This window comes from Streptosporangium nondiastaticum (assembly GCF_003011965.1).
Taxonomy (GTDB): domain Bacteria; phylum Actinomycetota; class Actinomycetes; order Streptomycetales; family Streptomycetaceae; genus Streptomyces; species Streptomyces nondiastaticus.
In genome coordinates this window covers 348,435-375,095 of record NZ_PXWG01000001.1, presented here as the reverse complement: position 1 = coordinate 375,095, position 26,661 = coordinate 348,435, and the positions used below count along the sequence as shown (strand labels likewise).

26 protein-coding genes and 2 pseudogenes are annotated in these 26,661 nt (G+C 69.8%); 8 read left to right on the top strand and 20 right to left on the bottom strand.

The genetic code is table 11. The features are described 5' to 3' along the window. Positions 1-42 precede the first annotated feature (42 nt). Positions 43-302, top strand: a pseudogene (locus B7P34_RS01680) (IS110 family transposase); the annotation flags it as partial. A 179-nt stretch (positions 303-481) separates the two neighbouring features. On the opposite strand, the gene B7P34_RS01675 reads toward B7P34_RS01680, so the two are convergent. Further along, a complete protein-coding gene (locus B7P34_RS01675; protein ID WP_106673921.1) occupies positions 482-1,060 on the bottom strand; it encodes a TetR/AcrR family transcriptional regulator in 579 nt (192 codons plus the stop codon). A 66-nt stretch (positions 1,061-1,126) separates the two neighbouring features. Beyond that, complete coding sequence (locus B7P34_RS01670; RefSeq protein WP_106673920.1) at positions 1,127-2,017, bottom strand: SDR family NAD(P)-dependent oxidoreductase; 891 nt, start codon at positions 2,015-2,017, stop codon at positions 1,127-1,129. A 283-nt stretch (positions 2,018-2,300) separates the two neighbouring features. On the opposite strand from B7P34_RS01670, the gene B7P34_RS01665 reads away from it, so the two are divergent. Then, the gene (locus tag B7P34_RS01665; protein WP_435693941.1) at positions 2,301-2,852 is read left to right on the top strand and encodes an SDR family NAD(P)-dependent oxidoreductase; all 552 of its coding nucleotides are present in this window, start codon (positions 2,301-2,303) and stop codon (positions 2,850-2,852) included. 288 nt (positions 2,853-3,140) lie between these two features. Here the strand turns inward: B7P34_RS01665 and B7P34_RS01660 are convergent, their stop codons facing one another. From B7P34_RS01660 to B7P34_RS01635, 5 genes and pseudogenes are all read right to left on the bottom strand, one after another. Continuing rightward, positions 3,141-4,016 carry an endo alpha-1,4 polygalactosaminidase gene (locus tag B7P34_RS01660; RefSeq protein ID WP_223267377.1) on the bottom strand — a complete coding sequence of 292 codons (876 nt, stop codon included), beginning with the start codon at positions 4,014-4,016 and terminating at the stop codon, positions 3,141-3,143. 1,032 nt (positions 4,017-5,048) lie between these two features. Further along, the gene (gap, locus tag B7P34_RS01650; RefSeq protein WP_106673918.1) at positions 5,049-6,047 is read right to left on the bottom strand and encodes a type I glyceraldehyde-3-phosphate dehydrogenase; all 999 of its coding nucleotides are present in this window, start codon (positions 6,045-6,047) and stop codon (positions 5,049-5,051) included. 113 nt (positions 6,048-6,160) lie between these two features. Further along, positions 6,161-7,117 (bottom strand): GlxA family transcriptional regulator, encoded by a 957-nt coding sequence (locus B7P34_RS01645; RefSeq protein WP_106673917.1) that lies wholly within the window; start codon positions 7,115-7,117, stop codon positions 6,161-6,163. A gap of 379 nt (positions 7,118-7,496) precedes the next feature. Further along, positions 7,497-7,765 (bottom strand): annotated as a pseudogene (locus B7P34_RS01640) (transposase); the annotation flags it as partial. Positions 7,766-7,999: 234 nt separating this feature from the next. Beyond that, positions 8,000-8,923: an alpha/beta fold hydrolase gene (locus B7P34_RS01635; RefSeq protein ID WP_106673916.1), complete on the bottom strand. Its 924-nt coding sequence runs from the start codon at positions 8,921-8,923 to the stop codon at positions 8,000-8,002. A gap of 168 nt (positions 8,924-9,091) precedes the next feature. Between B7P34_RS01635 and B7P34_RS01630 the strand changes: the two genes are divergently transcribed. Then, entirely contained in the window at positions 9,092-9,691 is a 600-nt protein-coding gene (locus tag B7P34_RS01630) for a TetR/AcrR family transcriptional regulator (RefSeq protein WP_223267376.1), read from the top strand. Positions 9,692-9,945: 254 nt separating this feature from the next. Here B7P34_RS01630 and B7P34_RS01625 read toward each other — a convergent pair whose 3' ends face one another. Further along, entirely contained in the window at positions 9,946-10,452 is a 507-nt protein-coding gene (locus B7P34_RS01625) for an EF-hand domain-containing protein (RefSeq protein WP_106673914.1), read from the bottom strand. 649 nt (positions 10,453-11,101) lie between these two features. Between B7P34_RS01625 and B7P34_RS36595 the strand changes: the two genes are divergently transcribed. Further along, the gene (locus tag B7P34_RS36595; RefSeq protein WP_146166690.1) at positions 11,102-11,290 is read left to right on the top strand and encodes a hypothetical protein; all 189 of its coding nucleotides are present in this window, start codon (positions 11,102-11,104) and stop codon (positions 11,288-11,290) included. An 86-nt stretch (positions 11,291-11,376) separates the two neighbouring features. Here B7P34_RS36595 and B7P34_RS01620 read toward each other — a convergent pair whose 3' ends face one another. Then, a complete protein-coding gene (locus B7P34_RS01620) occupies positions 11,377-11,580 on the bottom strand; it encodes a hypothetical protein (RefSeq protein ID WP_106673913.1) in 204 nt (67 codons plus the stop codon). Between the two features lie 430 nt (positions 11,581-12,010). On the opposite strand from B7P34_RS01620, the gene glsA reads away from it, so the two are divergent. After that, positions 12,011-13,891, top strand: a complete 1,881-nt coding sequence (glsA, locus tag B7P34_RS01615; RefSeq protein ID WP_353620223.1) for a glutaminase A — start codon at positions 12,011-12,013, stop codon at positions 13,889-13,891. A gap of 27 nt (positions 13,892-13,918) precedes the next feature. On the opposite strand, the gene B7P34_RS01610 is transcribed toward glsA, so the two are convergent. The 4 genes from B7P34_RS01610 to B7P34_RS01595 form a co-directional block, all read right to left on the bottom strand. Next, positions 13,919-14,155 carry a hypothetical protein gene (locus B7P34_RS01610; protein WP_146166689.1) on the bottom strand — a complete coding sequence of 79 codons (237 nt, stop codon included), beginning with the start codon at positions 14,153-14,155 and terminating at the stop codon, positions 13,919-13,921. Between the two features lie 360 nt (positions 14,156-14,515). Next, on the bottom strand, positions 14,516-15,628 hold the full coding sequence (locus tag B7P34_RS01605; RefSeq protein WP_146166688.1) for a TolB family protein: 1,113 nt from the start codon (positions 15,626-15,628) through the stop codon (positions 14,516-14,518). Between the two features lie 218 nt (positions 15,629-15,846). Then, positions 15,847-16,968, bottom strand: coding sequence for a CU044_5270 family protein (locus B7P34_RS01600; RefSeq protein ID WP_106673909.1), 1,122 nt, complete (start codon positions 16,966-16,968; stop codon positions 15,847-15,849). After that, positions 16,965-17,717, bottom strand: a complete 753-nt coding sequence (locus B7P34_RS01595; protein ID WP_106673960.1) for an RNA polymerase sigma factor — start codon at positions 17,715-17,717, stop codon at positions 16,965-16,967. Before B7P34_RS01595 ends, B7P34_RS01600 begins: the two co-directional genes overlap by 4 nt. A gap of 141 nt (positions 17,718-17,858) precedes the next feature. Here B7P34_RS01595 and B7P34_RS01590 point away from each other — a divergent pair, with 141 nt between their 5' ends. Beyond that, complete coding sequence (locus tag B7P34_RS01590) at positions 17,859-18,887, top strand: hypothetical protein (RefSeq protein ID WP_146166687.1); 1,029 nt, start codon at positions 17,859-17,861, stop codon at positions 18,885-18,887. Positions 18,888-18,945: 58 nt separating this feature from the next. Here B7P34_RS01590 and B7P34_RS01585 read toward each other — a convergent pair whose 3' ends face one another. Beyond that, a complete protein-coding gene (locus B7P34_RS01585; RefSeq protein WP_106673907.1) occupies positions 18,946-19,350 on the bottom strand; it encodes a cupin domain-containing protein in 405 nt (134 codons plus the stop codon). After that, complete coding sequence (locus B7P34_RS01580; RefSeq protein ID WP_223267375.1) at positions 19,347-20,750, bottom strand: MFS transporter; 1,404 nt, start codon at positions 20,748-20,750, stop codon at positions 19,347-19,349. Before B7P34_RS01580 ends, B7P34_RS01585 begins: the two co-directional genes overlap by 4 nt. Positions 20,751-20,852: 102 nt before the next feature. Here B7P34_RS01580 and B7P34_RS01575 point away from each other — a divergent pair, with 102 nt between their 5' ends. Together B7P34_RS01575 and B7P34_RS01570 are read left to right on the top strand one after the other, a co-directional pair. Further along, positions 20,853-21,521 (top strand): TetR/AcrR family transcriptional regulator, encoded by a 669-nt coding sequence (locus B7P34_RS01575; RefSeq protein ID WP_106673905.1) that lies wholly within the window; start codon positions 20,853-20,855, stop codon positions 21,519-21,521. Between the two features lie 696 nt (positions 21,522-22,217). Beyond that, positions 22,218-23,396 carry a Cmx/CmrA family chloramphenicol efflux MFS transporter gene (locus B7P34_RS01570; RefSeq protein WP_106673959.1) on the top strand — a complete coding sequence of 393 codons (1,179 nt, stop codon included), beginning with the start codon at positions 22,218-22,220 and terminating at the stop codon, positions 23,394-23,396. Between the two features lie 154 nt (positions 23,397-23,550). Here B7P34_RS01570 and B7P34_RS01565 read toward each other — a convergent pair whose 3' ends face one another. From B7P34_RS01565 to B7P34_RS01550, 5 genes are all read right to left on the bottom strand, one after another. Next, positions 23,551-24,330, bottom strand: a complete 780-nt coding sequence (locus B7P34_RS01565; RefSeq protein WP_223267374.1) for an ArsR/SmtB family transcription factor — start codon at positions 24,328-24,330, stop codon at positions 23,551-23,553. 384 nt (positions 24,331-24,714) lie between these two features. Beyond that, positions 24,715-25,131, bottom strand: coding sequence for a hypothetical protein (locus tag B7P34_RS01560; RefSeq protein ID WP_106673903.1), 417 nt, complete (start codon positions 25,129-25,131; stop codon positions 24,715-24,717). A gap of 116 nt (positions 25,132-25,247) precedes the next feature. Then, on the bottom strand, positions 25,248-25,385 hold the full coding sequence (locus B7P34_RS37120) for a hypothetical protein (protein ID WP_189382333.1): 138 nt from the start codon (positions 25,383-25,385) through the stop codon (positions 25,248-25,250). Between the two features lie 41 nt (positions 25,386-25,426). Next, positions 25,427-25,798, bottom strand: a complete 372-nt coding sequence (locus B7P34_RS01555; RefSeq protein WP_106673902.1) for a MerR family transcriptional regulator — start codon at positions 25,796-25,798, stop codon at positions 25,427-25,429. Positions 25,799-25,824: 26 nt separating this feature from the next. Continuing rightward, positions 25,825-26,586, bottom strand: a complete 762-nt coding sequence (locus B7P34_RS01550) for an SDR family NAD(P)-dependent oxidoreductase (RefSeq protein ID WP_106673901.1) — start codon at positions 26,584-26,586, stop codon at positions 25,825-25,827. Positions 26,587-26,661: the final 75 nt, after the last annotated feature.

Here is a 26,661-nt window from a genome sequence, read left to right as displayed (position 1 = left end):
CAGGGGTGCCGAGTGTGGCTGGAAATGCTTTGCCTGGCCGACGGCGGAGCGGCCCTGGCCATCACCCTTCTCCTCAATCATGACCAGGCGGTGCACTCCATCTCGGGTCGGGCCGTCAACCGCGCCTCCGAGAGCTACCGCGGCGAGGGCAAAACCGACGCCAAAACGCCGCCGTCATCGCCGACCAGGTCCGCGTCCGTCGTGATCTACAGCTCTTACGCCCGGGTGACGAGACCGTCACCGATCTCAAGGTCCTCACCGGGCGACGCGTCGACCTGGTCGCCGACCGCACCCGCACCGTCAACCGCCTTCTGCGAGCGGTCACGTAATTCCCCACCTTCAACCGGTTCCGTGTCACGGAATTCCCCCACCTCTGCAGTCACGATTCCCCAGGGGAATGGCGGTCGTGGGCGTGCGCCGGAGGTGCCCGGCGTCGCTGCCGGGTGCAAGGATCGCCCCGGGCTGCGGCAGAGGGGAGATCTCACACCGTCGTGGGTGTGGCGCGCAGGCCGCCGAGCAGTGCGGCCAGGTAGCGGTGCGCGGTGTCGATCCGGTCTGCGGGAGCGCTGCCGTGTACGTCTACGGCGTAGGCGATGCCGCACATGAGCGGAACCAGGTCGGCTGCGGCCAGGTCGGGACGGACCGCCCCGGCCGCGCGGGCCCGCTCGAGGAGCGTGGTTCCGGTCGACCACAGGGACTCCTTGAGTTCCGTGGTGCGCGGCAGGGCGTCGACGGAAGCGGCGGCGACCGGCGCCAGGGAGGCGTCGGTGACCTGCGCCTCGACGGTGCGGGTCAGGAAGCTCTCCAGCGCCCGCCAGGCGTCGGTGTCGGCCAGCGCCTGCCTGCCGTGGGCGGTCAGGGCCTCCAGGCGGGGGGTGGCGACGGCCTCCAGGAGCGCCTCGGGCGTGGCGAAGTGGCGGTAGACGGTGCCGACTCCGAGTCCGGTGCGGCGGGCGACGTCGTTGAGCTGCAACGGCGTGCCCTGGTCGACCAGCTCGCGGGCGACGGCCACGATCCGGTCCCAGTTGCGGGCCGCGTCCTTGCGCAGGGGTGTCGTCATGGGGACATGCTAATCGGATAGCTCATCCGGATGACCCCGCCGCCCGTGTCAGGCGGGCCTGACGGGTCAGGGCGCCACGAGGGGCGCGTACTGCCGGCTGAGTCGGCGCACGGCATCGGCGACGAGGGGGTCGGCGGCCGTACGCAATGGCGCCGCCGGACGCGCCATGGCGTCGATGACGATGCCGGTCCGGCCCGCCAGGGACTCGTCGGTGGCGGCGATGATGGAGGGCTTTGCGGCCTCGGACGCCGGGCCCGCGGTGGAGCGCTCGAACTTGCGGCGCACCAGCGGCCACAGCAGCCGCAGGGCCGGTGAGACGATCTTCGGGTCGGTCAGGGTGCCATTGGTCATGTCGGTCGCGGCCCCTCCGGGGTCGGCGGCGAAGACCGAGACGCCCGTGCCGTCGAGCCGCGACGCCAGGTCGAGTGTGTAGGCGAGGTTCGCGAGCTTGGCGCGGCCGTACCAGTGGAAGCCGTAGTAGCCGCCGGGCGGCTCGACGGCGTCGAACACCCGCTTGGCGACACCGACCGCACCCGAGGTCACGTTCACGATCCTGCTCGGCGCACCGGCTGTGAGCGTGGGCAGCAGCAGTTCCGTCAGCAGGTACGGCGAAAGGTGGTTGACGACGAACGACGCCTCCACGCCGTCCAGCTCCTGCCGGTCCGCGAACATCGCCCCGACGTTGTTCACCAGCACGGTCAGCGGTTCGCCGGATGCGGCATGGTCGGCAGCTATCCGGCCGGCGAGCGCGCGCACGCCGTCGAGCGAGCCGAGGTCCGCGGGCAGGAACCGGCCAGGGCGCGCCGGGTTCACTGCGTTGATCCGGTCGACCGCCCGGGCGCCCCGGTCGGCACTGCGCCCGACCACAGTGACCGAGAATCCGGCGGCAGCCAGTCCCAGAGCCGTCTCCAAGCCGATGCCGGCGGTCCCGGCTGTGACCACAGCTGTCTTCCCCATACGTTCCTCCACCCCGGTGATACGGATAGATCATCCGTTTGGCGACGGTAGCACAACCGGATGACTCATCCGCTTGTGATGGCAGAGGGAGTGTCATGCCGACCGCGGCGAAACCCTCGCGAGTGCCAGACCCCGGAGCCCTCAAGAAGCGCGGGTGTGGCGCTGCCGCTGCGGGGTCGTCTCGCGGGGCGGCACAGACATCCACCGGCCAGCGTCCCCAGCGGGCACCTGGGGCCGGGTGCCAGTAAGGCGTCGTCCGTTGGTGTCTGAGCGCCGCTGAGGGCTGCCGCGGTCTGGCTGGTCAACGAGTGAGGCCCTGCCGGTAGCAACGGGCGGGCTGGTCACCATGCCGGGCCTCAGCTTCTACCACGGCAGCAAGTTCGCCGTGGAGGGCATCCTCGAAACACTCGGCAAAGAGGTCGCCGGCCTCGGCATCCATGTCACCGCCGTCGAACCGGGCAGCTTCCGCACCGACTGGTCCGGCCGCTCGATGACCCGCACACCCCGCGTGATCGCCGACTACGACGAACTGTTCGAGCCGCTGCGCGCCCGGCGCATCCACGGCCGAGGAACCCAGCCGGGCGACCCGGACAAGACCGCAGCCGCGGTGCTGCACATCGTGGCGGCCCACCAGCCGCCCACGCGCGCCTGCTGCTCGGCACCGACGCACTCCGGCTCGTCCAGGCCGGACGCGACGCCTTCGAGCGCAACATGCAGGCATGGGCCGAACTGTCAGCCTCCACCGACTTCGACGACGCCGGCCGGCCCGCCTGACGCCACGCCGTCACCACATACCGGCCCGCTCCCCGCCCACCCCAGCCGGACCCGCTCGTAGCCGTTCACACCAACCAGCGCGAGCTCAGCCACCGCAACGTTCTCCGAGCAGGAAACCGTGCCGGGCGTTATTCCCACCACCGATCGGGACAGCCCAGGCCTGGTGCCATCGCCAAGCCGCGGTCAAGGAGCCCGCTGGAGCCTGTGTTGCAATCCTCCGTGCCGGCCCCCTGGCACGCCGGGACCGAGCCCGGGTACGAGAGCGGCTCGGCCGGCTGGTCATTCGGGGACCGGGGGGCTCAGTGCATGACCGGGGGCGGCGTACCCCGTGCACCGCATCGGAAGGCGTTCAGCAGGACTCGTACACGTAGCCGCGCTTACCGGCAGGGCTGACCTCCCGATCGCGCAGGGTGATGGACAGCTCCTTCCCCCACGCCTGGCAAGCAGCGGTGAAGTCCTTCCTCCCGTACTCGATGTCGAAGACCCTGCCACCGTAGGCGCGGCTGAATTCGAGGCATTCCTTGTACCGTGCGCATTCTTCGACGACGGCGAAGTCGAAACCGATGCGCGTGTGCTGGGGAAGCAGGTCGGTGGTGTTCTTCTGGGCGATGGCCAGGTTCTGCTTGTGCGCGCGGGCGGCCAGGAGGCGGGCGAAGGCGATCGCGTGCTGAGAGGTGAGCTTGCCCTCGGAGCGCTCGTAGGAGTCGAGGTTGTCCGGTTCCACCGCGTCGTAATGCGCCGCGGCGCAGCCGTCGATCCATGGGCCGATGATGTTCATCAGCGCCTCGCGCTTGGCCGGGGTCGAGATGTCCAGGAGAGGTTCGTCCCAGTCCTTGTCGACGATCAGATGGCCGTCATCGTTCTTCAGGAGCAGGTCCGGATGCTCCTTCTTCCACCAGCCGATGGCTTCGCCCGGTTGCGTCTGGAAGGCGTTGACGTAGCAAATGTTGTAAAGCCCGTCGGCGGGCTTGGCCTCACGGTCACGGGAGACAGCCCGCACCTTGCCGGCAGGCGGGTATGCGCCGCCGAGCTGGTAGTCGAAGACGGCGTCCGGGCTCGGTCGTCGCACGTTCGCCGGGGCATCGGCGTCCGGGCCCTCGGCGGTGGGATGCGTGGTTTCCTGCGGGTCGTCGCCCTGGTCCGTTCCCGTGGCAGAACAGGCCGCGATAAAGAATGTGGAAAGGACCATGGCAGCGCAAGCGATGCGGGTACGGAGAAGGAACACGAAGGCACCCTATATTCACACCGGCAGAAGCCCGCCGCTCGGCGGGCGCGGTGAGGGGGCGTTTGCGGAAGCAGAGGCGCAGGCAGCGGCCGGCTTCGCCCCAGGCGCGGTGAGCCTCCGCAGGCAGCGGGATCGAACCAGGTGTGCTCGACGATCAGGCCGACGTGGACGTAAGCGAACTGCGGATACAGCAGCCCGGAGGATGAGCAGGCCCCGGACGAGGCCGGCCGTGCCGCTGCCGTGATGGTGGTGGCGGAGACCGATGTGGAGCCGGTCTTCGAGCACACTCGGCCTTCGTACCCGGTGCACATCGTGGTCGTGCCGAAGCGGGCACACGCCGTCGCTCGTGGACCTCGGCGAGGGGGGCGAGGCGCTGCTTCTGTAGGTGCTCACGGTTGCTCGGGACGTGGCGGGCAGGGGGCAGAAGGAACACGGGGCCGCGCGGTTGACGACCAATCCGGGCCTATCAGGAGCCGAACCCACCTGCACATTCACGTGCCGTACGGACAGCCACTCGAATCGGCCCAGCCTTCGTCGGGCACCGAAGACGGGTTATCAGGCTTCGGGACGCCAGTCGTCGCAGCACCGGGGGCAGGAGCATCAGCGATTCTTGGTAGTGCCCCGGGTGCGGAGCCGGACGGCTCCGCACCCGGCCCGGCCACCTCTTGGACGCCCGGGTCAGAACGCTGCACAGACGCCGCCGGCGCAGTCCCTGGGCACCCCGTAGAGCAACTCACAGAGCACCCCTCCTCCCCCGGGCCGTCACCGCACATGTGACCCCCGATGACACCCCTGGGCCCCTGCCGGAGGGCGTGGACGAGGTGCCGCGGCGGCGGGTACCCCGCGGGCCCCGGCCGGGGAGTCCGCTGTGCCGCCAGGCAGTTGCACGTCTCACTCGTCGTGGAGTCGTGAAGGCCGGCCGGGCGGGGCAAGGTTTCGAGTCGGTGGAACGCGGCGGCGATTCAGCCAGAGCGCCCAAAGGAAGTTCTGGTCGGTGCGGTCGCCGGAGGCGGGGCAGCCCTCGGCGTGCGGTCAGCGGGCGGCGAGGAGTTCGAGCGTGTCGATCACGCGGTTCGAGAAGCCCCACTCGTTGTCGTACCAGGCGACCACCTTGATGTGGCGGCCGTCGACGCGGGTGAGGGCCGAGTCGAAGATCGACGAGGCGGGATTGCCCGTGATGTCGGACGATACGAGCGGGTCGTCCGAGTACTCCAGGATGCCTGCGAGCGGCCCCTCGGCTGCCGCGCGGTAGGCCGCCAGCACGTCGTCGCGCGTCACGTCGCGGGCGACGGTGGTGTTGAGTTCGACGATCGAGCCGACCGGCACGGGGACGCGGATCGAGTCGCCCGACAGCTTGCCGTCGAGGTTCGGCAGCACCAGGCCGATCGCCTTGGCGGCGCCGGTCGTGGTCGGCACGATGTTCACGCCGGCGGCCCGGGCGCGGCGCGGGTCGCGGTGCGGGCCGTCCTGCAGGTTCTGCTCCTGTGTGTAGGCGTGCACTGTCGTCATGAAGCCGTGCTCGATGCCGGCGAGTTCGTCGAGCACCTTGGCCAGCGGCGCGAGCGCGTTGGTGGTGCAGGAGGCGTTCGAGACGATCGTGTGCACGGCCGGGTCGTAGGCGTCGGTGTTGACCCCGAACGCGAGCGTGACGTCAGCGCCGTCCGACGGCGCGCTGACCAGTACCTTGCGCGCGCCCGCATCGAGGTGGGCACGGGCGGCTTCGGCCGAGGTGAAGCGGCCGGTGGCTTCCAGGACGATGTCGACGCCGAGTTCGGCCCACGGCAGCTGCGCCGGTTCGCGCTCGGCCAGCACCGTGATCCGGTGACCGTCGACGACGAGGGCGTCCCCGTCGACGGTCACCGGGCGCCCGAGCCGGCCGGCGGTGCTGTCGTAGGCGAGAAGCCGGGCGAGAGTGGCGGGCTCGGTGAGGTCGTTGACGGCGACGATCTCGAGGCCGCTGTCGCGCTCCAGCAGTGCGCGCAGCACGTTGCGTCCGATGCGGCCGAATCCGTTGATGGCGATGCGAGTCATGGGTGATGTTCCTTCCTCTTCGCCACCATGCTCGTTCGCGGCTCGCGCCGCTGACAGTGGCGGGATCGCCAGGGTTCAAAAGGATCCCGCCATGCGGTGTCCGGGCGGCGGGGCTATTCGCCCCGGGTGAAGGTGCGCCGGTACTCGCTCGGTGTGGTGCCGAGGATGCGCTGGAAGTGCAGGCGCAGGTTCGCGCCGGTGCCGAGCCCGGTGTCGGCGGCGATCTGTTCGACGCTGCGCTGCGAGCGCTCGAGCAGTTCGCGGGCCAGGTCGATGCGGGCGCGCATCACCCACTGCATCGGCGTGCAGCCGGTCTCTTCGACGAAGCGCCGGGAGAACGTGCGCGGCGAGACCCCGGCCTGCCGCGCCAGTATGTCGAGGGTGAGAGGCTCGGCAAGCCGGTGCAGCGCCCACTCGCGGGTGGTGGCGAAGTGCTCGCCGAGCGGCTCGGGGACGCTGCGCGGCACGTACTGGGCCTGACCGCCGCTGCGGTAGGGGGCCGCGACCAGGCGGCGGGCCGCGTGGTTGGACGCGGCCACTCCGAGGTCGCCGCGCAGGATGTGCAGGCACAGGTCGATGCCGGAGGCGGCGCCGGCCGAGGTGAGTACGCTGCCCTCGTCGACGAACAGCACGTTCTCGTCGACCTGGATGCGCGGATGCCTGGCCACGAGTGCCCGCGTGTAGTGCCAGTGCGTCGTGGCGCGCCTGCCGTCGAGCAGGCCCGTGGCGGCGAGCGCGAAGGCGCCCGTCGAGATGGCGGCGAGCCGCGCGCCCCGGTCGTGGGCGGCGATCAATGCCTCGACTACGGCCTGCGGCGGGTCGTCGCGGTCCGGGAACCGGTAGCCGGGGACGAAGATGATGTCGGCCCATGCAAGCGCGTCGAGACCGTGGGCGACGTCATACGACAGGCCATCACCGCCGGCCACGAGACCGGGGGCCGCCCCGCACACCCGCACCTCGTACGGCATGCTCGCGCGCGTCGTGAAAACCTGCGCAGGGATGCCGACATCGAGCGGCTTGGCCCCCTCAAGCACAAGGACGGCGACACGATGCAGGTGGGAAGCTGGCATAGGAAGAGGTTACGTGGGGCCTGCACTTCGCTACGCCCACTGCGCGGACCAGGCCGATGACACACCGGCCGGGCGGCAGTGCTCGGAACAGCACCGGCTCGGCGGGCCCGACCTCGGGCCCCGTCTCCGATGGCAGGCGGCCGTGCCCCGGCACCTGTCATCGGTGCCGCGCCATCACCGGACCGGCCCAGCAGCCGGGACCCGCACGCACGTGGACCACCACGACCGCCGACCCCACGTCCCTGGCCACATCGGGCACACACAATCCGCCGTGCCTCACGCTCGGCCGCCCGGTGCTGGAACTCTCCACACACCTGCGGGACTCTCATCCAACCTGCGGCACTGCCGCACTGTGGTCAAGAACCTTCTGCCAACGGCAGTCGTAGCCGCGGTCGGCGAACAGCTGTCGCGGACGGTGGCGGGGCCTGCCGGTGCGGCCCTTGATATGCGGAACCGCGTCGAGCAGGGGCAGCAGCTGAGTGACGTCGTGCCGATTACCGCCGGTGAGCATGATGGCCAGCGGGGTGCCGTGCGCGTCGGTGATCACATGGTGTTTCGAGCCCGGGTCTGGCACGGTCGACCGGGGCTCGGCCCCGTTTTGGGGCCGCCCCGAAGCGCCTGCCGGTGCGAGCCGTCGATCAGCGGCCGCGTCCACCACCCGACGGCGATCAGGCCGCCGCTCTTCGATGCGCTGAACGAACCGGTCGGCTCAGGGCAGCGGTTGATGTCCAACGTGCTTGTCGTGCACTGCCGGCCGGGGCGGCTTCGGCGGCCGGCCGCGGTCCTGGCCCTCCGGCCCGGGATTCCGGCTCGATGGGACGTGGCCGGCCGCCGTCAGATTGCGTGTGTGTGCGTGTCGGCGTGCGTACTTGTGTACGTGTGTCAGTCGGCGGAGTCCATGAAGCGGAGCATCCGGCGGTTGATCTCCTCCGCGTGGTCGATCTGGGGCCCGTGGCCCGTGTCCGAGACGATTTCGGCGCGGGCCCCCGGTATCAGGCGCGGAACGCGCTCCACCTGCCGCTTCGGGTGCACGAGGAGGCTGCGCCTGCCGAGCACCAGGTAGAGCGGGGTGCGGATGGTGACCAACTCCTCCTCGGACAGGGGCAGCGGAGCCGGGCGTCGGATGCGATAAGCGCGGACCCCCGCCCTGACCATCGCGCGCAGCTCCGGCTCGATGAGGACCGGCTGCTCCAGCCAGCGCGCCAGCCGCGGGCGCAGGCCCTTGGGGGCGAAGGTCGCGAAGAGGCTGACGAAGATCCAGACGAAGAAGCGCAACCCCACCTTCTCCAGGCCGCCGGGGTCGAGCAGGGTGACGGAGGCGAGCCGGCCGGACCCGCGGTGGGCCTGGTTCAGGGCGAGCCATCCGCCGTAGGAGGAGCCGACGAGGTGGACGCGGTCGAGCCCGAGCCCGGCGAGCGTCTCCTCCAGCCACCGCGCGGCGTCCTCGGGACGGTGCAGGGGTTCGCGCTGCACGCTGCGGCCGGGGTCGCCCGGGGTGTCGATCGCGTAGACGGGCCGTTCGGCGCTGAGCGCGGGGGTGTTCGGGTACCACATCGCGGAGCAGCTGCCGGCGCCGTGCACGAGGACGACCGGGGTGCGGGAGGCGGCGGCCGGGTCGTCGGGGCCGTAGCGGTAGACGTGCGTCGCCCCGAAGGAGGTTTCTACGTCCGTCTCCGCGACGGCTGTGGCTCCCAAGGCGTAGACGGCGTCGCATGCCGCGAAGTAGCGGTCCCGCAGGGCTTCATTGACGTAGCGGCCGACGTCGGGGCGGGCCCGGGTCTTCTCGGGGGTCGTGGTCTGGGGCACGGGTGGCCTCCTCGGAAGCGATCATCTTTTCGTGGTACGACCGTACCATCATGATGGTACGGCGGTACCATAAAGAGGCCGTGGTCACACAGGACCCCTGCTGAAGAAGCCCCTGTCAACGAAGTCCTTTGTCAACGAAGAGCGGAGCCGCAACCGATGCCCAAACGCGTGGACCACGCAGAACGGCGCGCCGAGATCGCCGAGGCGCTTCTCCGCGTCGCCGGACGCCGTGGGCTGCACGCCGCGCGAATGCGCGACGTGGCGGCGGAGGCAGGCGTGTCACTGCGGCTGGTGCAGTACTACTTCGACACGAAGGAGAAGCTGCTCCTCTACGGGCTGGAGCACCTCACGGAGCGATTCGGCGAACGGGTCGCCGCCCGGCTCCGCGCCGCCGGCGACAACCCGGGCCCGCGTGCGGTGATCGAGGCGATCCTGACGACGTCACTTCCCACCGACGAAGCCGGCCGCACCTTCCACCTCGTCTACACCTCCTACGCCATCCTGGCCGTGACCGACGAAGCCCTCGCCTCCCAGCCCTTCATCCGCAGCCCCGAAGCAGCCGAGGAGCAGCTCACCGACCTCCTGAACAAAGCCCGGGACGCGAACCTCACCCACCCCGGAACGGACCCCCGCCTGGAAGCGACCACTCTGCTCGCCCTCACGGCGGGGCTGGGCACGAGCATCCTCGTCGGACAACGCAGCCCGGAGTCAGCGGTCGCGGTCCTGGAGCGGCAACTGGACCGGATCTTCCGGGAGCGCGCCTCGTAAGGCTTCGGATGCCATCTACTCTCCGGTTCTCCGGGTCCGTTCGAGTGGACGACCGCGTATCCGGGCCCTCGCCCGAGCAAGGCGGATCCGCCGCCGGTACGCTCGGGACAGCAACGCCGGGTGGCTGGAAGAGCCCCTGCCGTGGGAAACCCTCGCCGCCGACGACGAAAACTCCGACCCGGAGCTCGGCAGACGGCACACGCCTGGGTGGTGGCGATCGGCCGTCAGCCACCCGGCCCCGGCCGGGCCGGGTCTCAGCTGGTGTAGAAGCGCTTCACCGCCTTCAGGAACTCCTTGGAGTCGAGCCGCCCGCTGCCGTCAGCGTCGAGTTCGGTGAAGTACGCCCCTGCCTCCTCGGCCGACATGTGCAGGAAGTCGGCGGCCCGCAGGAACTCGTCCCGGTCGAGCGAGCCGTCGTCGTCTCGGTCGAGCAGGGCGAACAGGGTCCGGCACACCTCGCCCTTGCCGGGCCGGTCCTTGGAGCGGAAGGCGGGGGAAGTGCGGGCGGCCACGTACTCCTCCTCCGACAGGGACCCGTCGCCGTCCGCGTCCCCGAGGGTGAGCAGGAACTGCCACTGGTTCTCGTTGGCGGCCAGGAGGGCCTTCCCCTTGTCCGACTCCTCCGGGATGCCGAGCTCGGCCATGAGCCGGTGCGGCGCCCGCAGGAAGTCGTTCCGGTCGACGGTCCCGTCGCCGTCCGCGTCCATGCGCCGGAACTCCTGGGCGGGCACGAGCTGAGCGTTCTTGATGATGTCGGTCATGCACGAGAGCGTGTCACCCGCGGACCGCAGGCCGACGAGCCGTGCGGGGGTCTTCCCTCCGACGGGTGAACATCATCCGTGTCCGGTATGGAACTTGACCTGCACTCCGGTCCCGCACACGCCTCGCGCGCGGACAGCGGCACGGGCCGGTTGGTTCCCCAGCCGAGGTGGGGAGCCTTCGCAGTGGCCTGCGGCAGGTGAGAGATGGGCGGCCTGCCGGGCGCTCAGGATGTGGGGGCTCGAGGTGGCGGCCGGGCTTGCGACGCCTCGGCCTCAGGGGTGGGACACCGAGACCGGCCGGGCCGCCCTCACGGGCCCACCCCCCTGGGGCCATCGGTTTGGGGTCATCGATCCAGCGTGACTGTCAGCCGGTCCACGCTGTAGTCGGAGTGTGCTCCTGCTACTCCTCATGCCGGAACCACCCATTCAGGTGAAGGTCGCGACGCATCGGCGCGGCCGGCACGGCCCCTCCCCCGCCGGAAACGTTCAACGGACTGTCGGGCCGGGGTCCATCCCTGCGAGCGTGGGAGGACGGGCGCATGATCGGCCCAGAAGGGTGGGTTCATGGCAGGGACGGATTCACAAGCTGGACGTAGCGGGCCGGACGGCCTGTTGCACGACGTGGTGTGCCGGCCTCTGTGGTGTCGATGTGGCCACCAGCCCGGCGTTGCGCAGCTATGTCGCCTTCACCCGCTATGAGGCGGCCTGCCAGGCCGCCATCTGGACCGCGCCGGCCGCTTTCGTTCCGGAGGAGTTTCCGGCGCTGACCGGCAAAGCCGCGTGCCGGTCAGCCGCCTGGTGGCGATCCTGCGATCCTGCCGGCCGTGACCGCCTATGAGGTCCGCTATGGAGCACCTCACCGGCAGGCCGCCAGGTCAGTGCCGGTGGTCCGGCCTCCGGGCCGGGGAATGCGCAGGACGCTTCCTAGCGGACGACCTTGTAGCTGAGAGCCGGGTGGGTGAAGTTGGCCCAATGCAGGCTGCCGAGCCCGTAGGCCCAGTCGCCGGGCTTGTCAGGGAGGCCGGTCCGGCAGTCGTGGTTGTAGTAGACCTCGATATTTGAAGCCGTGAAGTTGACGGCGGAGAGCGCGGGCTCCGAGAGGTTCTGGCAGTCGGTGTTGCTGAGCATGCGGCCCGGTGAAACGGTCACCGGGCGGCAGCCCGCCAAGCTTCTTGCGTATTCAATCACTCAAGCGGACGGCGTCAATTTACTTAATGGGCAATCGAGTTCACAGATGCGATCCGGTCATCAGTGAACGCGTAACGCCGGTATGCCGGCAGCGGCGTATTGGCGGTTGCGCACCCAGCGCCCGGGATCGCCGAGGCGGTAGAGGATGCGGTGCCGCGCCTGCCTGCCGATGCCATAGGCCGGCTCAGCTTCGGTCGCCGACGGCTCCCGGTGCTGCCGGGCCCGTGGTGGGCTTCGCAGAACGTCCGGACCGTGCCGAGGCGATGAAGAAGGCGAGTTGATCCCGGGCGCGCGCAAGTCAGCGCGTCGCCCCCCGCAGCGCCCGTCACTGGACAGGCATCGACGGTCCGCGGCGGAGCGCATCGGGGGTGTGCGGCGCGTAGGGAGTGGAGCGCCCCGGGCTTCGCAACTGCACTACCGGGCCGAGCGCGCCTGCCCCGGTGGGGCTGGTTTTCGTCTCTGGTGGCCGGGAATCGTCGGTGCGGTGGGGATTGCCGGAACAGTGCTTCCCGTCTGCCCCACCGGTTCGGCCTGCGACGCCCCACCGGTCGGTTTCCCGGAAAGGTGCAAGGGCCCGCACGCTGCAGCTGATCGGAGGAGTTCTTTGCCCGCTGCGAGGCCTGGGAAGCGGCCTGCGGACCGCCCCTCCGCGCCCAGTACCTTTCGTTGCCGGGGTGGAGGAACTCATCCAGGTGTTCTCGGCTGCTTCGAGCACGACTCGTCCGATCGGCTCTCTCCCGATCTGCTGCTGCGGGTACTGCGTGAAGCGGGCATTCTGCCCGACGACCCCAGGATCGCCGAGACCATCTCCAATCTGGACCGCATGGGCTCGGGCTCCGCTCAGTTGCCGGCTCAGCCATTGCTGCTGACTGCGGAGGAGTTCTCCGCAGTCACCCAGTTCAACCGCGGCCTCATCGAGCGGGCGGCCCGCGGGGAGCTCGCGGTTCCTGACTTCCCTGCGCTCGTGGACGATCTCCAGCGCATCCACCAGGAGGTCCGTGCCGACCGGAGGGGCGCGGTCGCCGCGTACATTCCCCAGCTCGCGCGGGTGGACGCGGACCAGTTCGCGATTTCGGTTTGCACGGTGGACGGGCAGCGTTTCTCGATCGGGGATGCGGACGTGAACTTCTGCCTGCAGTCGGTGTCCAAGACCGTCAGCTACTGCCTCACCTTGGAGGAGCACGGGCCTGACACCGTCCACCGTCATGTGGGACGGGAGCCGAGCGGGCAGGGCTTCAACGAGCTGACCTTCAACAAGGCGGGGCTACCGCACAATCCGATGATAAATGCCGGGGCCATCATGAGCTGCGCGCTCATCCGGCGCGGCCTGGATGCCGCGGATCGCTTCGACTACGTGGCTGAGACCTGGAAACGCCTCGCGGGCGGGCGCAGCGTCGGTTTCAACAATTCCGTCTACCTGTCCGAGCGCAGCACCGCGGACCGCAACTTCGCCCTCGGCTACTCGATGCGGGAACGCGGCGCCTTCCCGCCCGGCACGGACCTCCTGGCCACCCTGGAGTTCTACTTCCAGTGCTGCTCGATCGAGGTGGACGCACAGCAACTGGCCGTTGCGGCGGCTTCCCTGGCCAATGCGGGAGTGTGCCCGTTGACCGAGGATCCCGTGTTCTCCGCCCGGACGGTGCGCCACTGCCTGTCACTGATGTCCTCGTGCGGCCTGTACGACTTCTCGGGCGAGTTCGCCTTCACCATCGGACTGCCCGCGAAGAGCGGGGTATCCGGTGCCTTGATGCTGGTCGTGCCACAGCTGATGGGCATCGCCATCTGGTCGCCCCGTCTGGACGCCCAGGGGAATTCGGTGCGGGGGATCGAGGTCTGCCGGCGCCTGGTCGACTGCTACAACATCCACACCTACGACTTGCTCACCGGCCTTGGTCCCGGCGCCGGTGCCGGTGCCGGTGCCGGTGCCGGGAAGCGTGACCCGCGCCTCAAGCGTCAGCAGAGTGCCATCGAAGGCATCGTGGGGCTGTGTTTCGCCGCCAGCCAAGGCGATCTCAACGAGATCCGCCGCCTCGCCGCCTGCAATGTCCCCCTCGGGGCCACCGACTACGACGGACGCACCGCCCTGCACCTGGCCGCGGCGGAGGGGCACCGGGAGACCGTGGAATTCCTCCTGTCCGCAGGCGTCGACCCGAAGCCGGTGGACCGCTGGGGAGGGACACCCCTGGACGACGCCAACCGAGCAGGCCACCGGCATCTGGCCCGACTGCTGGCCGACGCCGCAAGGTTGTAACGCGGGCGGAGTGGGGCCGGGGCGCGCTCAGGGCCAGTAGGCGTGACGGAGGGCGACGAGGACGGGCAGCAGCTCCGTGGCCGGCGGCAGGTGCCGGCCACGCGCCGTGACGATGTCCCAGGTGCCGTCGTCGGTGCGGTGAGCCGCGCCCAGGGCGACGGGGCGGGTGATGTCGGTGACGTCGTGGAAGACGACCGTGTCGCCCTGTGCTCTCACGCGGTAGGAGCGGCCCATACACCGGATGGCGACCGGCCGGGCGGTCACCTCCGCGATCTGAAGTGTCCGACCGGAGCGCACGGGATCGGTACCGTCCGCGGATTCCCCTGGCAGGGCATCGCCATCAGACTCCATCGGTTACCTTTTGCAGTTACCTTTTGTAGCAGATCAATTACTATCTGTAATGATAGTGATCCGGGTGAGCTTCTACGAGAGCGCCTACGCGACAGACGGTGGATTTCAGTGGGCACATAGTGGTGAGAGGGGCGCACAGGGAGTCCGTACCAGCGCCCCGAGTGCGACTCCGACGCGCCGGACCGGCTGGGCCATGAGGCCACGTTGACCCGGTCGGTGATGCCGGCAGTTGGATGCTCAATCCTTTGGATGCTCAATCCTTAGCCACTCAGCTCACCGCAGGTGCCGGAGGAAGACGTCGCTCCCGCAGTTGGTGTCCTTGGGCACGAGGTTGCCGGCCGCGCTGTCGAACACCGCCGTGCGCCCGGACAGGTCGACACCGAAATTCAACGTGAACTCGTTCGCCTGGGTCCCGTCGGACGCGACATTGACGCGTTTCATCGCGCCGGTCCGCAGGTCGCGCACGAATACGTCCTCCTTGCCGTTGGTGTCGCCCGGGACCAGGTTCGACGCAGCGGATGTGAAGAACGCGTACCGGTTGTCGGCGCTCATGGCCACGTGCCCGTAGGACATGCCATCGGCCTCGGCCCCGCCGGCTGCCACGCTGAGACGCCGGGTGACGCCCGTGCGCAGGTCTGTGGCGAAGGCATCCGTGGTGTGGTTGGTGTCGTCGGCGACGATGTCGGTGAGAACCGCTACTTTCGATCCGGTGAGGGAGTGTGCGGCCAGTTCGGTGCGGCCGGTGCGCAGCTCGTGCGCGTAGAACACGCGGGCCCGCGGCCGCGCCTGCAGGTCCTTGTCGGCGCTTGTCTGCGGGATCAAGTTGGTTGCTGTGCTCTTGAAGCCGATACGGCTGCCGTCCGCGCTGATCGATGGTTCGCTGGTCTCGACGCGGGACTGCTTCGGGTCCTCGATGAGGATTTCGGTGCGCCGGGTCCAGCGGTCGCGTACGTACACCTCGGTGCTGCCGGTGGGGTTGCCACCCGGCACGAGGTTCGTCGCGTCGGAGCTGAAGACGACATACCGGCCGTTGCCGCTGACCGCCGCGTCCCGCACAGAGCCGTCGGCCGGTGTGCCGTCGGTGGCCACGGCGACCCGTTCCATCCTGCCGGTACGCAACTCCTTCACGAACAGGCCGCCCTTGCGGGAATCGCCCGGGATCAGGTTGCCGGCGCCTGAGCTGAAGACGACCACGCGGCCATCGCCGCTGATCTTCCCCTGCCCCGACTCGCCGTCGGCCTCCGCACCGCCGGCGGCGACGCTGACGCGCTCGGTGCGCGCCCGGTACCCTCCCGTAGCGGCAGCCGCCGGCAGCACTGTCGCGCAGGTCCCTAAAACCGCCGCCACGACGGCCGTCCGCCTGAGACTCCGTCTGAGATAGCTCATGCGACTGTCCTTTGCTGAAGCAATGGATGGTGTTCAAGCCGAGGGAAGCCAACAGCCTCACCAGAGTCACGGTCAACCAGGAGGAACCGGCTCAAGGAAATGCGCCCGCGTGGGCCGCTGATTCTTCTGATTCTCCTGCGGGCGCGTAACACGTCCCGTACACGTTCCCTTGGCAACTACCGGATGGCGAGCACTGGACCTCGGCCCGCCTCGGTGCGTCATCCGTGCCCGGCGGGAGCCTCGCCGGCGCGGTCGACTGCAGTCTTGGTGAGGACAGCGGAGGTGCCGACGACCGTCCCGGCCGGGCCCGCCTCCCCGGCTTCGGTGAGGACCGTACGTTCGCCGAGGAACGCGTACGTGCTCCGGTCGAAGACCCACTGCGTCTGCCGCCCGTGCGTCGTACGGGCGACGGCGATGCCCTCGCGTCCCGTGGCGTCGGCGGCCGAGGGGACCACCGTGACCCCGGGGATCTTCGCGGCGGCCTTGTAGAGCGCGGCGCTGACCTGTGGTGGCGCCCACGTCTCGGCCAGCAGGTCGCCGATCGCGGCGAATGCCCGCTGGTCGGGGTCCGAGCCCGGGCTGCGTCCTTGTCCACGGGTCTCGCCCCGGATCAGCTTCAGCAGGGCGACGGGGTCGGTGGGCAGCGATGCGACGTACTGGTGGGTCGGGTCGCTGATCGACGGGTCCTTGCGCAGGGTGGTCGGCCGGGGCGTCGCCCCCGGGCCGTCCAGGGCGTAGACAGGTGTGTCGTCGGCGCCGAGCGGCGTGTCCTGCCGGCCCTCCTCGCGCAGCAGGCCCGGACGGCTGCCGTCGGCGGACAGCCACACCTGCCGTGTGTGCACGGGAGGAGCCAGGGCCGGGGAACTTCCTGCGGCGCTCTGTGCGGCGTAGGCGACCTTGCTCTCGATGTACACGAACTGGTCAGCGCGGACGGCCGGCTGCTTCTGTGCCGCGGCGGCGAGGGCGATGCGGCCGAGGAGCCGGGCCGCTTCGGGTGTACGGGCGGCGTCGTCACCGGGGGCCGCGGGGGCTTGGTGCCCGGGCGTGTCCGCGAGATTCGCCGCCACGATGCCGCAGACCGCCAGGGCGCAGGCGGCCGCCGGGGCCATGACCCGGAGTACCAGGCGGCGGCTCGCATGCAGGCGTGAGGCACGAGGGGCGAGGCTTCCTGGCGGCTCGGGGAGGTCGGCCTTGTGCAGCAGTGCTTCTTTCAGGAGCAGTTCTCGGTCGGGGCTCAGGCCGGGGACCGGTGGCGGGGGCAGCAGGGCGGCGAGACCGGGGCGTTCGGCCTCCTCGGACTCGGCCCCGTGGAGCGGACGGCGCCGCGGGGTGGTGTTCATCCGTGGTCCTCCTGGGTCAAGGGCCGCGCCACGGTCAGACGGCCCGGTTCGAGCTCGTCGAGAGGCTTGGCGAAGGGCTTGGTGAGCGGCTTGGTGAAGGGCTTGGCACGGGGGCTGTCGAGGGGATCGTCCAGCGTCTCGACGCGGGTGGCGGGACCTTCCCCGGTCGCCGGGCGAGTCCGCTCGGCTCCGGTCCGCGGAGTCTGCGAGCGCGCGGCGCGGGCTTCGGTGTCCGCGAGTTCACGCAGCCGGGTACGGGCGCGGGAAAGGCGCGAGCGGACCGTGCCGACGGGCACGCCGAGCGCTTCGGCCGCGGCCGCGTAGTCCAGGCCCGCCCACACCACGAGGGTGAAGACCTCCCGGTCTCGGCGCCGCAGGCGGGCGAGTGCGGCGTGTGCGGCGCGCAGTTGCTCGGTGTCCGCGAGGTGAGCGACGAGGTCGTCGGCGAAGTCGGGAATCGAGCCGCGTTCCGGGATACGGGCGAGCGCGATGTCGCGGCGGCGGCGTGCACGGGCGTTGCGGCGCATGATGTTGGTGGCGATTCCCAGCAGCCATGGGCGCAGGCTGTCCCCGTCGGGCCGCACGCCTTCCCGGCCGCGCCATGCCTCCAGGAAGGTTGCCGAGACGACGTCTTCGGCCTCCGCCCAGTCGCCCGTCACCCGCAGGGCGTAGCGGTAGAGCACTTGGGCGTGCTCGTCGTACAGCTCCGCCAGGGCGTCGCGGTCTCCGCGGCGGAAGCGGTGCCTCATCAGTGATTCCACGTTCTGCTCTGTCACCTTCGCCGCGCGGGTTCCGGTGATGTGCACCACACGGCCCGTGCGGGCGCCGGCCTCGCGTTCCGAGTGACGCAGCCCACAGGAACTCCCGTGCCCTGCGGCGCAGTGCAGATCATGACCACTTCTTCCGTACCCCGCCGCAGCGTCCTGCGGGTCCTGACCGTCGCTGCCGCCCTGGTCGGCTGCGCGACGCCTGCCCTGGACGCCACGGCCCCGGGCGCCGCGGCCTTCGCCGCAGCGCCGGAAACCTACAGCCTCACGATCCGTCACCTCGACCGCGGCGGCAGCCCGACGGGGACCTACGACACCACCGTCACCGGCATCTCGGGCCCCGGCGCCGGCAAGTCCGCCAACCCGCACGACGCCTCCGGCACGACCACCGTGCGCCTGCCCAAGGGCCGCTACCTGCTCGACAGCTATCTGACCACCGGCAACGCCGCGGACGGCACGGACTGGATCGTCCAGCCGCGCCTCGAACTCGACCGCAACACCACCGTGACCGTCGACGCGCGCACCACAGCCCCCGTCGACGTGCGGCCGCCCGACCGCTCCGCGGCATTCCTGCACGGCATGATGGTCACCGAGGTCAAGCACGCCGGCACCACCCGCCTCGTCAACCGGATGATCGCCACACCGAGCCTGCGCGTCGCTCACCTGGGCCCCGACACCGAACCCGGGGCAGTGAAACAGTGGTACGACGCGTACTGGACGACCAAGTCCGCCGACTACGCACTCGGATACGTCTTCACCGGGTCCCGCGCCCTGACCGGGCTCACCCGCCACCCCTCCGCGAAGGACCTGGCCACCGTGGAGGTCCGCGGTGGTGCCCGGCCCGGCACCACCGGGCCCGCGACCGTCGATCTGCAGCCGAGCGCCGGGCCGACGGTCGGCCTCACCAGGCGCCTGGCGGTCCCCGGCACCGCCGCCTACTTCGTCACGCCGGAACGCGGCACCTGGGACATCACCTACTGGGCCCCCACCGCTCCCGGTGCGCCTGCAAGCCGCTACAGCGCCGACAACATCGCCGTACGCGCCGGAACCACCACGACCCGCACCTTCGACAACGCTCCCACCAGCCCCGCTCACACCGGCCAGCCGATCGCGACCCCTGCCACCTCTGGGACTTCAACACTCAGGAGGTGACGAGGAAGCGGCCGGAACAGCCAGGGCGGCTGGGACGGCCGCCAGAGCCACCCCGCGGTCAGCGAGTGTCAGTACGTTTTTCGAGGCGGGTGCCATGGCGAAGGGTGATCGACATCAGGTCGCTGGGGGCGTCCAGCTCCAGGCGGTGCCAGCGGCCGCGGGGGACGATCGCGGCGGTGCCCGGCCGCAACTGCACCATGGCCTCGCCGTCGTCGGGCCTGGCGGGACGGAAGTAGAGGCGGACACCGCCGGTCAGGCAGCAGACCGCCTCCTCCGCCTGCGGGTGCATCTCCCAGTGGTCGGCGTGAACGTCGGCGTCGGTCTCCACGTGGAACGTGGCGATCTGCCAGGCGCCGGAGTCGCTGTTCGTCATCCGGCGTTCGGCGGCTCGGACACCGCCGTCGGGGTGGATGTGCAGCGCCGCGGCGAACAGGTCGATGGGAGAGGGGGGTGTTGTCGTCATGACGGCGTTCCTTCCAGTTGATTCCTTGCAGGGGTGACGTGTTGCGGTGCAGGCGTTACGGCCTGGCGGCGGGGCAGCACGCTGATGGCCACGACGGCCGCGAGAACGAAAAGGGCGGCGGCGACGGCAAGGCCCAGGGTGTAGCCGTCGTTGATCGCGGCGGGGTCGGTTGCCGTGCCGGTGCGGTGTGCGGCGATGGTGGCCAGGGCCGCCAGGCCGATGCAGCCGCCGAGCTGGCGGGAGCTGTTCATGAGGCCGGAGGCCATGCCGGCCTCATGAGGGGCGACGCCGGTGGTTGCGGCGGCGACGATGGGGGCGATGACCAGTCCGACGCCGAAGCCGGTGATGATGCACGGTCCGAGCACGTCGGTGAGGAAGCCGCCGTCGGGGCTGCTGAAGGCGAACCAGGTCAGGCCAGCGGCGGCCAGCAGGGCGCCCGGCACCAGGGACGTACGAGGAGTGCGTGCCGCGGTGACGCGGGTCGCAACGAGGGTGCCCGCGATCAGACTCATAGAGAAGGGCAGGAACGCGGCACCGGTTGCTGCGGCTCCCATGCCCAGGACCTGCTGCATGTACAGGGACACGAAGTAGAACGATGCGAACTGCCCGGCCGTGGAGAAGAAGACCAGCACGTTGGCGCCGACGACCCAGCGGCTGCGCAGCAGGCCGAGACGCAACAGCGGTGCGGTAGCCCTGGATTCCCTGACGACGAAGCCGGCCAGGAGAACGGCCCCCGCGACGAGCATCGTCCATGTGGCCGAGGAGTCCCATCCTTGGGCATCGGTACGCACGACACCGGTGACCAGCAGCCCGACTCCCCCGGTGGCCAGGACGGCACCGAGCACATCCAGCCTCTCGCGCCGGGCGGGGCGTGCTTCGGCGGGCATACCTGCGCGGACCAGCGCGAGAGCCACCGCGACGATGGGCAGATTGATCAGCATCACCCAGCGCCAGCCCGCGTACTGGGTCAGCAGCCCGCCCGCCAGCACGCCCAGTGCTCCGCCTGCGGCGTTCACCCCGCTCCACACTCCGAGTGCGCGTACGCGCTGCGGACCCTCGGGGAAGGTGGTGGTGAGCATCGCCAGCGTCGCCGGGGTGGCCGCGGCGGCCCCCAGGCCCTGGCCGGCGCGGGCTGCGATCAGTTGCCAGGGCGCCTGGGCAACCCCGCCGGCCAGTGAGCACATCCCGAAGACGACCAAGCCCAGCACGAACAGCCGTCGTCGGCCGTAGAGGTCGCACGCGCGGCCTCCCAGCAGTAGAAATCCGCCGAGCGTGAGCGCGTAGACATGCACGATCCACGACAGGTCGCGCGGCGCGAACCCCAGCGCGGCGCGGATCGCGGGCAGGGCGACGTTGACCACGGATAAGTCGAGGGCGACGGCGAATTGGGCAACAGCCACGGCTGCCAGCACCACTCCAGGGCGTCTTCGCAAGTTTTTGTACATGTAAGGAAACTAGCCCGAGGGGGCCGATCTTGTCCACACCTGAGGGATGATGAAGGCATGCCGCAAACGTCAGCACCGCGCAAAACCCTCGGCCGGCCTCCCCGCATCTCCCGAGAGGAGGTCGTCACAACAGCCCGCCGGATCGTGGACGCGGAAGGCGTGCACCGACTGACCATGCGGCGGCTGGCCACGGAGATCGGCAGTACGCCCATGGCGCTCTACCACCACGTCCGCAACAAGGAAGAACTGCTCGTCCTCTTGCTGGACGACTACGCCGCGCGAACGCTGCACCGACCCGAACTACCCGCCCAGCCCCGCGAGCGGGTCATCGCCGCCGCTGCCACGATCCACGAGGCGCTCGCCGCCTGCCCGTGGATCGTGGAAGTACTGACCGCCGACGACCTCATGGCCACCTCCGCCCTCTGGTTCGTCGAGCAGATCGTTGACGGCCTGATCGAATGCGGCCTGCCCTCCGAGCGTGCGGTACACGGCTACCGCGCAATCTGGTATTACACCGCCGGAGAGATCGTGGTCCGCGCGACAGCGGGCCGGCGGCGTACAGACGACACCCGCCCCACCTACCGGGAACAAGTCTTCACCGATCTCGACCCGACCGAGCTACCCCGCCTGGCACAAGTCGCGGACCACTGGTCGTCGCTGACCGCAGAAGACACCTACGTCGACGGGCTCCGAGCCCTGGTGGACGGCCTCCTGGCCCCCCGATAACCTCGTTGCCGAACTGAACGTCCGTCCCGCCGACCGGTAGTTGCTGATGTTCAGCACGTCCGGGCGGGATGCACTGCCCATGTTCCACTGGTGCCCAGTGATGCCCGGCCGTGGAATACTCAGAGTCTCAGGCAACGGGGTACGCCTGCGCCGCCTCGTCCTGGGCCCCCGCCGCAGCCCGCAGCCGCCGCTGATTCGGCTGCTGCCACGGCGTACTCCCCTGACTGATCTTCCAGGAGCGCACCGTATCCGAACCGGCCACCGGGACCGACGCGTGCCCGCGTCGGTCGATACCTTGTCTCCGGTCTCTCGGACAGAAGACGCTCGGGCCGGCCGCCGGTGAGAGGGCCGGTCATGGCGGTCCTCATACGAACGGTCCTTGTACGAACTGGCAACCCGCACGCCTAGTTGTTGCGGGGCATGACGATGGTGGCACAAGCCGATCCCGGTGAAACCACGATGCTTCGACGGGTATCGGCCGGGTAGCATGCGGATCATGTCGAGTCCTGAGTCAGACAAGGCGGGGGCTTTCGGTCACGCCGTCAGCCCCCTGAACCACTGAGCTCATAGCCCTGCCGTCGTGCCGCGTTCTGCGGCCGCACGGCAACTGGGCCTTTCAGACGAGTGGGCCTTTCGGGGGCCGACCGCGGTGACGAGATGACCTCCTCGCACTTCTCCTCGCCTCGGAGCCACTCGATGCCTCTTCCGCTCTACCTTCTTGCTGTGGCGGTCTTCGCCATGGGCACCTCGGAATTCATGCTCGCCGGCCTCCTGCCGGACATCGCCTCGGATCTCGGCGTCAGCGTCGGGACAGCAGGCATGCTCACCTCCGCCTTCGCGATCGGCATGATCGTCGGCGCCCCCCTTGTGGCCGCACTTGCCCGCAACTGGCCCAGGCGCTCCAGCCTGCTCGGGTTCACCCTCGCCTTCGCAGCAGCTCACGCCGTGGGCTCCAGCACCACGAGCTTCCCGCTCCTGTTCGCCACCCGGGTCGTTGCCGCGCTCGCGAACGCAGGGTTCCTCGCTGTCGCTCTGACGGCTGCCGCCGCGTTGGTCCCGCCCGACAAGAAGGGACGTGCGCTGGCCGTGCTGCTGTCAGGCACGACGGTGGCCACCATCGCCGGTGTCCCTGGCGGCTCGGTGCTCGGCGCCTTGCTCGGATGGCGGGCCGCGTTCTGGGCCGTTGCCGCCCTCTGTCTGCCGGCAGCGCTCGGCATCCTGAAGGGCATCCCAGCGGGACGCGCAAGGGAACAGGCGACCGGCGGGGCGGCCTTGCGAGCGGAGCTCGCCCAGTTGGCGATGCCACGGTTGATCCTGGTGATGTTGCTGGGCGCGCTGGTGAACGCAGCCACCTTCGCCGGTTTCACCTTCCTCGCCCCCGTCGTGACCGACACCGCCGGGCTGAGTGAGCTGTGGGTCTCTGTCGCCCTGGTGCTCTTCGGTATCGGTTCCTTCGTCGGGGTCACCGTCGCCGGTCGCTTGTCCGACCGGAACCCCGGCGCGGTCATCGCGGTCGGTGGTCCGCTGCTGCTGATCGGCTGGCCGGCCTCGGCCGTGCTGGCCGATGAGCCGGTTGCTCTGCTTGCCCTCGTGTTCGTCCAGGGTGCTCTGTCGTTCGCGCTGGGCAGCACCCTGATCACGCGGGTCCTTTACGAGGCCGCGGGAGCCTCCACCATGGCCGGTTCGTATGCAACCGCGGCACTCAACGTCGGCGCCGCTGTCGGCCCCCTCATCGCCGCGGCCACCCTCAACGCCGGAGCCGGGAGCCTCGGGCCGCTGTGGTCGAGCGGATTCCTGATCGCCATTGCGCTGCTCATCGCATTCCCCTTCCGCGCAATGATCACGGCCGGCTCCGGCACCGAGGTGCTCCAGTAACGCCTACGAACGCGCCCTTGAACATCGAGGGACGCCGAAGGCTCATCGAACGATGCCAGGCAGGTTCGAAGGCCCCGGCATCAAGCGCCGCGCGGTTACCGGGGTGCCGGGCGGGAACCAGGACCGCAGCTCATGCGGTCCCGGTCCGCCGGCCTCAGGGGCGCCAGGCAGGGACCGGCAGAGTCTTGCCCGTCTCGATGTACGTCTTCAGGTTGGACAGGACGAAGTTCCAGCCGCCCGTGATCTGGCGCAGCTCCTGCTCGTCGCGCAGGTTGACGTGCGTCACGGTGAGCTGGACGGTCTCGCCGTACGGCTTGAGTTCGAAGGTGACCCGGGACGGGCCATGGGGGCGTTCCTCGGAAGGGCCTGTCCAGGTCAGCACCAGGCGGCGCGGCGCCTCGATCTCGACGACGGTGCCGATGACGTCATCGATGCCGGACTCGTCCAGGCGGCGGTGGGCCCAGGAGGAGCCGGGCTGCCAGTCGGAGACGTTGTGGTGGTGCCAGTAGGCCGCGGTCGCCTCGGGGTCCATGAGGCACTCCCAGACCTTTTCCGGGGTGGCGGCGATGTAGGTGGTGTGGACGAACTCGGGGCGCGGCTCGTTCTCGGTGCTCATGAGGAACTCTGCTTTCTGTTTCAGTGCGCTCAGCGCGTCCAGCCGTGGCTGGTCGAAGGTGCTGATCCACCGCTCCTGTATCTCGTGGAGCGGTACGGGGTTGAGGTAGTGCAACTTCTCGCGGCCTTTGCGGACGGTGCTGACGAGGTGGGCGGCCTCCAGCACGCCGAGGTGCTGGGTCAGCGACTGCCGGGCCATCCGCACGCTCTCGCACAGTTCACCCAACGTCTGGCCGTTGTTCTCGCGCAGCCTGTCCAGCACGAACCGCCTGGTCGGATCGGCCAAGGCCTTGAAGACCCGGTCCATCTCACTGCTCACCTCTCCATTATGCAGGCAAACACCTGCATAACAAGTAGATGCCCGCTCCATCCCTCTGACCTGCGGTTTTGATGCGCCCGGCGGAGAGGCGATGACGGTGAACGACTCGAAGGCACCCCTCACTCCCGTCGCAAGGCGCGCGCCCGGCACCGTGGACGGTCCAGCCAAGTACGGCACGGTCTCGGTACTACGGCCCCAGCGCTGCCCCGTGCGCCCTCCCCCACGGCCACGGCGCTCGTTCCGGGCCTGCAGGCCACCGGGCTCGAAGAACCTTCACCCGGCCACCCACCACGGCGTGGGACAGATCCTGGCCACCGGCGAGGCTTACCAACGCCCCCTCACAAAGTCGGCACCAATCCCCGGCGCACAAAGCGACAGTGGATCTCAGGGTCCACACTGGCCCAGGGCACGGTCTCGGTATGCACGCCATGCGTCGAAGGCCGACTGAGCGGAGTCCGCGGTGAGGAAGTCTCCCGACCCTGTGTCGAAGGCTCGCGCCTTCAACGCATCGGCGACCGCGAGGGCGGCGTGAACTGCTGCTTCGCTGCCGCCATGGATGAAGAGGCTGACTCCGGCGACCGGCGCGTCGTCAGCCTCGTTGACCGGGGTGCTGACGGAGAAGCCCGGACCCTCATAATCCCCCCACCCACCAGGTGAGAACTCGATGCCCGGCAACACCTCTGCAAGGACAACGCGAACGTCTCGACCCGAGCCCAGACTCGGCGGCTCCCAGTCGCCCGCGATCTCATCTACCGCCCCGGCTCCGGGCGGAAACCGCATGATGAAAACGTCCCAGCTCATCCGGCCAGCCTACGCACCAGCACTGACACTGCCAGTCACGCCACTGAACGGCGCCTCTCCGTAGCCGCCACGAGGACGGGCAGCGCGTCCGCGTCCTGCTGACGGTGGGTCGGCTGTCAGCCGATCAGTCGCCGGCCGGTCCCCCGCCACAGACGAATTCCATGACCAGCCGCCTGTCGGGCGTCCTCACGGTGTTGACCAGTCGCGGCGATTTCTGATGGGTGCGGGTCTTCTTGAGTGAGCTTGTCGGTCATGCGGTGAGGGTGTCTTCGGCCTGCGCCGTGAGACAGCCGGGTCAGGCCACCGAGCGGATCCGGCCGCCGGTCTTGTGCCGGAGTGCGGCCTCCAGCCGGTCGCGGGCCTCGGTCTGGGCAGCGATCCGCTCGTTGAGGACCGCCAGCCGTTCCAACGCGACCCGCAGCCCCTTGTCCGATGGTGGCGCGGCAGCCACATCGCCGTCCAGGCAGGGCAGGAACGCCTGGACGTCGTCGAGGGTGAGTCCGGCAGCCAGCAGGTAGCGGATGTTGCGGACCCGTACCACTGCCCGTTCGTCGTAGATACGGTAACCGTTGAGGGCCCGTTCGGAGGAGATCAACCCGGCCTGTTCGTAGTGCCGCAGCGCACGGGCGGTCGTCCCGGTCGCCTTGGCCAGCTCACCGATCCTCATCTGTTCCACCTCCGGGGGCACTTCTATCACGCCACGACCGCCCCGCCGTCGACCGGGAGCACGACTCCGGTGACGAACGACGCAGCCGGCGAGGTGAGCTGGGTAATGGCCCAGGCCACCTCCTCGGGGCGGCCGATCCGGCCCAGCGGGGTGTGTGCCAGCTGCCATGCGCGCACCGCGGCCATGCGCTCCGGCGTAAGGCCCTGGTGTTCGCCGATCGGGGTGTCGATCGCACCGGGGGCGACCGCGACCACACGGATCCCGCGGGGTGCCAGTTCGACCGCCCAGCTGCGGGTCAGCAGCTCCAGTGCGGTCTTGGTCGCCGCGTAGACCGAACTGCCCGGCCAGGCCCGCTGCCCCACCGACGTGCTCACATTGACGATCACCCCGCCGCTCGCCTCCAGGAGGGGCAGCGCGGCCTGGGCCAGCAGGATGGGTGCGATCAGGTTGGTGGCGATCTGCGGGGCGATCGTCTCCGGTGTAAGGGTGCCGAGGGCACCACTGCGTACGATGCCGGCATTGTTGACCAGCACGTCCAACCGGCCGTGCAACTCCCGTGCGGTGTGGACGATTCGCTCGGGCTCTCCCGCGGTCGTGATGTCCGCGACCAGCGGGGTGATCCGCTGGCGACCGGCGGCGGTCTCGTGAAGCGGTTCGGCTCGCCGGCCGACGGCGAGCACGTGAGCGCCCTCGGCGGCGAAGGCCCGGGCGGTGGCCCGGCCGATCCCGGTGCCGGCCCCGGTGACGGCGACGATCCTGCTGCTCTGCGGTGCGGTGCTGGTGTCCATGCCGTGATCGTTCAACCCTGCCGCCAGTGGCAAGGTCAAGCGGCGCCCAGTGGGGCCCGTTGGGCAGGGTTCAGT

Excerpts from the sequence above, each read along its gene's own strand:
- B7P34_RS01595 (WP_106673960.1), bottom strand. The coding sequence starts at position 17,717 with ATGAGGCACCGCTTCCGCCGCGGAGACCGCGACGCCCTGGCGGAGCTG.
- B7P34_RS01555 (WP_106673902.1), bottom strand. The coding sequence starts at position 25,798 with ATGAGGATCGGTGAGCTGGCCAAGGCGACCGGGACGACCGCCCGTGCG.
- B7P34_RS01570 (WP_106673959.1), top strand. The coding sequence starts at position 22,218 with ATGCCTCTTCCGCTCTACCTTCTTGCTGTGGCGGTCTTCGCCATGGGC.
- B7P34_RS01550 (WP_106673901.1), bottom strand. The coding sequence starts at position 26,586 with ATGGACACCAGCACCGCACCGCAGAGCAGCAGGATCGTCGCCGTCACC.
- B7P34_RS01620 (WP_106673913.1), bottom strand. The coding sequence starts at position 11,580 with ATGCTCAGCAACACCGACTGCCAGAACCTCTCGGAGCCCGCGCTCTCC.
- B7P34_RS01625 (WP_106673914.1), bottom strand. The coding sequence starts at position 10,452 with ATGACCGACATCATCAAGAACGCTCAGCTCGTGCCCGCCCAGGAGTTC.
- B7P34_RS01590 (WP_146166687.1), top strand. The coding sequence starts at position 17,859 with ATGACCACTTCTTCCGTACCCCGCCGCAGCGTCCTGCGGGTCCTGACC.
- B7P34_RS01605 (WP_146166688.1), bottom strand. The coding sequence starts at position 15,628 with ATGAGCTATCTCAGACGGAGTCTCAGGCGGACGGCCGTCGTGGCGGCG.
- B7P34_RS01670 (WP_106673920.1), bottom strand. The coding sequence starts at position 2,017 with ATGGGGAAGACAGCTGTGGTCACAGCCGGGACCGCCGGCATCGGCTTG.
- gap (WP_106673918.1), bottom strand. The coding sequence starts at position 6,047 with ATGACTCGCATCGCCATCAACGGATTCGGCCGCATCGGACGCAACGTG.
- B7P34_RS01575 (WP_106673905.1), top strand. The coding sequence starts at position 20,853 with ATGCCGCAAACGTCAGCACCGCGCAAAACCCTCGGCCGGCCTCCCCGC.
- B7P34_RS01560 (WP_106673903.1), bottom strand. The coding sequence starts at position 25,131 with ATGAGCTGGGACGTTTTCATCATGCGGTTTCCGCCCGGAGCCGGGGCG.
- B7P34_RS01585 (WP_106673907.1), bottom strand. The coding sequence starts at position 19,350 with ATGACGACAACACCCCCCTCTCCCATCGACCTGTTCGCCGCGGCGCTG.
- B7P34_RS01645 (WP_106673917.1), bottom strand. The coding sequence starts at position 7,117 with ATGCCAGCTTCCCACCTGCATCGTGTCGCCGTCCTTGTGCTTGAGGGG.
- B7P34_RS01675 (WP_106673921.1), bottom strand. The coding sequence starts at position 1,060 with ATGACGACACCCCTGCGCAAGGACGCGGCCCGCAACTGGGACCGGATC.
- B7P34_RS37120 (WP_189382333.1), bottom strand. The coding sequence starts at position 25,385 with ATGACCGACAAGCTCACTCAAGAAGACCCGCACCCATCAGAAATCGCC.
- B7P34_RS01600 (WP_106673909.1), bottom strand. The coding sequence starts at position 16,968 with ATGAACACCACCCCGCGGCGCCGTCCGCTCCACGGGGCCGAGTCCGAG.